We start from the raw sequence: 5581 nt of genomic DNA on the forward strand, positions 1-5581 counted from the left end.
TATCATCGAGTTTGAAGGCAAAAAAGGCCTGCATTTGCTCAACAAGCTCTTCCATTGCCGATTTCCCTGCACCCGATGTTGCTTGGTAAGTGCTAACATCGATACGTTGTAAATCATAGGCATCATCGAGAGGTTTGAGTGCTTGAACCATTTGGATAGTTGAGCAGTTCGGATTAGCGATGATTCCGGTATTTTTCCATTGTGCGATATCTTCAGGATTCACTTCAGGGACGACGAGAGGGACATCGTCAAACATTCGGAAGTGACTGGTGTTGTCGATGACAACCGCTCCCGACGCAGCGGCATAAGGGGCAAATTCAGCAGAAACGCTACCGCCGGCACTGAAAAGGGCGATTTCGATCTCTTCTTCTGCAAATACGGTTGGGGTTAACTCTTTGATAACCAATTCACGATCTTTGAACGTAACGGTATTTCCGGCACTACGTGCACTGGCGAGGGGAACCAATTTAGCTAAAGGGAATTCGATCTCTTCGAAAACACGTAAAATTTCTTCACCGACCGCACCGCTGGCGCCGACGATGGCAACATTGTAAAGTTTCATAGGAAGCTTTCCTTGAGAGGGGATAGTATCGCCTCTGAATATTTTTCCGCGATTATAGCGAATGAAGACTTGCAGTGGATTGAAAGTTTTTACCCGTTTACCCTGAGCTCAAGGAAACATCGCTTCGCGAGCGGTACCCTTGTTTTGTCGAAGGGTCTTACTGTTCATGGTTCGACAGGCTCACCACGAACGGAAAATAGACTATATTCTCCCCAACCCCCGTGCTTCCAAAAAGAGATCTTCTGTATCGATCAGATTGCCATCACTTAAAATCGCCGAGCGCTCAACGACAGAGATCAGTTCACGGATATTTCCCGGCCAGTTATAGTGTTCCAGTGCATTTTTAGCATTAGGGGTAAACGATTTACTCTCAAAGGCGTATTGGGTGCAATAGCGCTCTAATGCCGCTTCTGCGATAGAGAGTATCTCTTCACGACGCTCACGAAGCGGGGGGATGTGTAGTGGGATGGTATTGAGCCGATAATAGAGATCTTCGCGAAATTTCCCTTCGGCAATTTTAGTATTTAAATCAGCATTGGTAGCGGTGATAATACGGACATCGATTTTGGTGTTTTTGGATGATCCTAAACGGCGAATTTCCCGCTCTTGTAATACTCGTAACAGTTTGGCTTGGAGGCTATAGGGCATTTCGGCGATTTCATCCAAAAAGAGTGTTCCCCCCTCGGCTAACTCAAATTGTCCTGTTTTTGCCTCCATTGCATCGGTAAAAGCCCCTTTTTCAAACCCGAAAAGTTCACTCTCTATCAGGTTATCGGGGATCGCCGCCATGTTGATGGCGATAAAAGGCTTGGATGCACGGGCAGAACTCTCATGGATGTGTCTTGCAAAGACCTCTTTACCCACTCCGCTCTCCCCTAAAAGCATCATGCTCGCATCGGTGGTAGCGGCTTTGGCGGTACGGCTTAGAAGTTTTTCGAGTGCAGGTGAGGTCCCAAGGAAGGATGTGTTGGAAAGGGTGGGAGTAGAGGCTGTGGGTTTGGGTATTTTTTTTGCAACGCTTGCGGTTCGCTCTATCGCTGCGATTAATGTTTCGATTTCGAAAGGCTTGAGTAAAAAGTCTTTGACCCCAAGCTGAATTGACTCGATGGCACGGGTGAGTGTGGCATTGCCGGTGATAATAATCACCTCAAATTTGCCCCCCAACGCTTTGACAAATTCGATCCCGTCCATCCCCGGCATATTGATATCACTGATAATAAGCTCAAAGGTATCATCGAGTTTTTTGAGAGCATCACGAGCGTTTTTGAAGGTGTGAACCTCGTATTTCTCATAGTCACCCATCGCAATTTCCAGCGATTTGCGCATATTGATATCGTCTTCAACAATCGCAATTTTCATCTGCATCCACCCCTTATTTGGTAGCGGTGATTGTAACAGACTCATCATTAAACTCGACTGCATAACACCTTGTCGGGAGAGTAAGTGAACTCAGAGTTTGGGGATGTGTCACCGTAAAAGTATCATTGCTTTTAATACGAAGTTCATTAGAAGCGGTAAATTCCAAAAATAGGCTTTGCTCACGTTGCAAGAGTGTTTGCAAGCTTTCTTGATTAATTCGACTTAAGGTAATGGCAGAGGATGGATGAAATGAGAGGCATGGCTGCATCGCTTTGGAGACGGTGAGTGTTTCATTGATAGCTTGAGTGTTTTTAGCGGTGAGCCGATACCCTATATAGTAATAGTTATCAGCTCCGAAGGTAAGTGTTGTGATTACGGTAAGATACGTGAGTATGAAAGAGCGATTTCCATTTCGACTTCGCACAGACCCTCTTTAAACGTAGTATTGGTGACATTAGCACCTTTAACAAGTGCTTCGACAGAGGTACGAGTGCTTGATTGCACTAACATCATATTTTTAATGCTATCTTGACCCTCGACATGAACCCCGCGTACTTTTTCGGCAATTTGGCGGTAGCCATCAGCCACTGCGGCACGTTTAGCGAGTGCATACGCTTGTGCAGGAGAAGCGGTAACCGAAGGGGCAACACCTTGTCCCACAACAGTGATAACAAGCTCGTTTTGCGATTTCAAAATTGGTTCGACACAATGACCATCCGTACCACTGTAAGCGCATTTTACCTGAGATGCCGATTCGTCACTCGAAAAAAGTCCGGCATGAAGTGCCGAAACCGTGAGTGTCATGGCAAGGGCTGCTGCAATTCTCATATAGGGTTCCTTCAATAATTTTGAATAATTACGTATCTAAAAGCAAATATTATTCCAATTCAAGAGTTTTTGTCCCCTCTGAGCCTTCTTGAGATTCTAATCCCTCTTCATCTTCCTCTTTTTTCGGACAACGGGAGATGCTAGCGACGTCATCCCCTTTGATGATGTAAACACCGCTGGTATTGCGTCCTGATTTGGCAATCGTTTGCATATCGACACGGATCATTTTACCCGCTTTGGTGAGTGCCATCATATCCATTGTTTCATCAACCATGAGACAACCGACAACTGTCGTACCGGTTTTTTGGTTGAGTTTCATCGCGATAACACCGGTTCCTGCACGGTTAGTAAGGCGGTACTCTTCAGCAGTGGTTCGTTTTCCGATTCCTTTCTCACTCACCATCAAGATCTCTTCTTCATCGGATTTAATGATATTGGCATCAACGACGACATCGCCATCAATTTTAAATTTGATACCACGAACCCCACGGGTACTACGTCCCTGATCACGGGTTTTTTCGATTTCGAATTTGATACATTGTGCGTATTTTGTCACAATAAAGAGGTATTTGGTCTCCTCATTAGCAATATGTGCTGTGATCAATGCGTCATCGTCATCGAGAACGATTGCACGGACGCCGTTACTTCGGACATTCGAGAATTCGCTGAGGGCGGTACGTTTTACCACACCGTTTTGAGTGAAGAAAACCAGTGATTTGTTCTCATCAAAATCGGTGGTTGGGATGATAGAGCGGATTTTCTCATCGGCTTCGAGGTTGATGAGGTTGACAACCGCTTTCCCTTTGGCGGTACGAGAGCCTTCAGGGATTTTGTACACTTTGAGCCAGTGGAGCTGTCCGCGATCGGTCACGAACATCAAGGTATCATGGGTGTTACAAGTATAAAATTTCTCGATAAAGTCATCATCATAAGTGGTTACGGCGATTTTACCTTTACCACCTCGGATTTGTTTCTCATAGGCAACGAGAGGTACACGTTTGATGTATCCGCGATGAGAAATGGTGACAACCATCGGCTCATTCGGGATTAAATCTTCGATATTGATATCATCGTAGTTATCTTCGATATCGGTAACGCGTGGAATATTGTATTGATCAACAAGCTCTACAAATTCACCTTTGATAATTCCTTTTAGAACCTCTTCACTGCGAAGAATGCTTTCGAGATAGTCGATGTGTGCCAAAATCTCTTTGAGCTCATTTTCGATTTTATCACGTTCCAATCCGGTAAGGCGTTGGAGACGCATATCCAAGATTGCTTGGGCTTGGATTGGTGAGAACCCGAATTCAGAAATTAATCCATTTTTCGCCGCTTCACCGTCATTGCTTGCACGGATGAGTTTGATGATCGCTTCGATATGATCGAGTGCTTTTTTCAAACCTTCTAAAATATGAGCACGAGCTTTGGCTTTTTCAAGATCATATATCGTTCGTCGGATAATGACCGTTTTGCGGTGATTGATAAAGTGACCCAGCATTTCTAAAAGGGTAAATACACGAGGCTCTTGGTTGAAGACCGAGAGCATGATAATCCCGAATGTTGTTTCCATATTGGTTGATTTATAAAGGTTGTTAAGGACGATTTCACTCATCGCATCGCGTTTAAGTTCGATAACGACACGAATCCCTTCACGGTCGGATTCGTCGCGGATCTCAGAGATACCTTCAATAAATTTATCTTTTACCAAATCGGCAATTGTTTCGATCAAACGGGCTTTATTGACTTGATACGGAAGCTCATCGATAACGATAACGTCTTTGTTTGATTTTTTCTCGATATGGGTTTTGGCACGAACACGGATACGACCGCGACCGCTCTCATACGCATCCAAAATTCCTTTTTTACCGTAGATGGTTCCCCCTGTAGGGAAATCGGGAGCTTTGATAAACTGCATAATATCAATGAGAGAGGCATTTGGATTATCCATAAGATAAACGAGGGCGCTGAGCACTTCATTTGGATTATGAGGAGGGATGTTCGTCGCCATACCGACGGCGATACCGCTTGACCCGTTAATAATAAGGTTTGGGACACGTGTCGGAAGAACTTCGGGCTCGAAGGTAGTGCCGTCGTAATTCTCAATCATGTCAACGGTATCTTTTTCAAGATCTTTGAGTAATTCTCCGGCATAGCGGGTCATACGTGCTTCGGTATAACGCATAGCTGCTGCGCTGTCTCCATCGACTGAACCGAAGTTCCCCTGACCGTCTACGAGCGGAGCACGCATTGCGAATGGTTGTGCCATACGAACCAATGCATCGTAAACGGAAGTATCACCGTGCGGATGGTATTGCCCGATAACGTCACCGACGATACGAGCCGATTTTTTGTACTTAGCACCGGCTGAGAGGCTAAGTTTGTCCATGGCATAAAGAATACGTCTATGTACCGGTTTAAGACCGTCTCGGACATCAGGCAATGCCCGTCCGATGATAACACTCATTGAATAATCAAGATAACTGCTCTTGAGAGTGTCTTCTATATTAATGTCATTTATTTCGCTATTGTCAAGCAGATCGTTCATGCAGTCCCCAAAAGTGAAGATAAGGTTGCTGATTATATCCGAACGAGCCTTAAATTCTAAAAGAGTGTTTGATTTGCTTAATTAGTTGAATATGGTTACAATATACCTTAAACATCGTATTATGGAGTCATTATATATGAAAAAAATTGAAGCGGTAATCAAACCATTTAAACTAGAAGATGTAAAAGACGCCCTTGCCGAAATCGGTATTACGGGTATGACGGTAAGTGAAGTAAAAGGTTACGGACGACAAAAAGGGCACAGCGAGTTGTATCGCGGTGCTGAGT

At 44.6% G+C, this 5581-nt stretch carries 6 protein-coding genes; 1 reads left to right on the forward strand and 5 read right to left on the reverse strand.

Features of this window, described 5'->3' with window-relative positions; all coding sequences use genetic code 11:
- The 5 genes from WA010_RS02400 to gyrA form a co-directional block, all read right to left on the reverse strand.
- Nucleotides 1–562, reverse strand: a 562-nt coding sequence (locus WA010_RS02400) for an aspartate-semialdehyde dehydrogenase (RefSeq protein WP_422555581.1), incomplete at its 3' end; no start/stop codon positions are given.
- A gap of 201 nt (nt 563–763) precedes the next feature.
- Nucleotides 764–1921 (reverse strand): sigma-54-dependent transcriptional regulator, encoded by a 1158-nt coding sequence (locus WA010_RS02405; protein WP_422555582.1) that lies wholly within the window; start codon nt 1919–1921, stop codon nt 764–766.
- A 13-nt stretch (nt 1922–1934) separates the two neighbouring features.
- Entirely contained in the window at nt 1935–2345 is a 411-nt protein-coding gene (locus tag WA010_RS02410; protein ID WP_422555583.1) for a hypothetical protein, read from the reverse strand.
- On the reverse strand, nt 2294–2749 hold the full coding sequence (locus WA010_RS02415; RefSeq protein ID WP_422555584.1) for an LPP20 family lipoprotein: 456 nt from the start codon (nt 2747–2749) through the stop codon (nt 2294–2296). Before WA010_RS02415 ends, WA010_RS02410 begins: the two co-directional genes overlap by 52 nt.
- 49 nt (nt 2750–2798) lie before the next feature.
- Complete coding sequence (gene gyrA / locus WA010_RS02420; RefSeq protein ID WP_422555585.1) at nt 2799–5294, reverse strand: DNA gyrase subunit A; 2496 nt, start codon at nt 5292–5294, stop codon at nt 2799–2801.
- A gap of 136 nt (nt 5295–5430) precedes the next feature.
- Here gyrA and WA010_RS02425 point away from each other — a divergent pair.
- Nucleotides 5431–5581, forward strand: a 151-nt coding sequence (locus tag WA010_RS02425; RefSeq protein ID WP_422555586.1) for a P-II family nitrogen regulator, incomplete at its 3' end; no start/stop codon positions are given.

Source organism: Sulfuricurvum sp., assembly GCF_049305995.1.
Lineage (GTDB): Bacteria > Campylobacterota > Campylobacteria > Campylobacterales > Sulfurimonadaceae > Sulfuricurvum.